This window comes from Psychrobacter sp. Sarcosine-02u-2, from assembly GCF_002836335.1.
Taxonomy (GTDB): Bacteria; Pseudomonadota; Gammaproteobacteria; order Pseudomonadales; family Moraxellaceae; genus Psychrobacter; species Psychrobacter faecalis.
In genome coordinates this window covers 1-327 of the sequence record NZ_PJBX01000080.1, presented here as the reverse complement: position 1 = coordinate 327, position 327 = coordinate 1, and the positions used below count along the sequence as shown (strand labels likewise).

1 protein-coding gene is annotated in these 327 nt (G+C 39.4%); it reads right to left on the bottom strand.

The window, feature by feature from the left end:
- The coding region (locus tag CXF58_RS01350; RefSeq protein WP_323807197.1) for a heavy metal-binding domain-containing protein at positions 1–297 on the bottom strand (297 nt) is incomplete at its 3' end.
- Positions 298–327 lie beyond the last annotated feature (30 nt).

Sequence of the window (327 nt, the reverse complement as noted above, 5' to 3'; positions counted from 1 at the left end):
GACCGTACCGCTATAATTTTCCGGTATCTTGTCGTACTTATCGTCTTCGACAGAATTTACCTCATTACTATTATTAGCATCCGCTCCATGACAATGCGCATGACTATCTTCATGGTTGTTGGATTCAGCAACCTCGTCTTCAGGTTTAAGAAACATGCCGCATATCGGACAATCGCTCTTTTCAGTATCTCTAACCTCAGGATGCATCGGGCAGATATAAACCGTACCACTATAATTTTCTGGTACTTTATCGTACTGACCACCTTTGATAGATTTTTCATCGGCAATATGTTTCATAAAACCACTCCTTGAAGACAATAAATATTT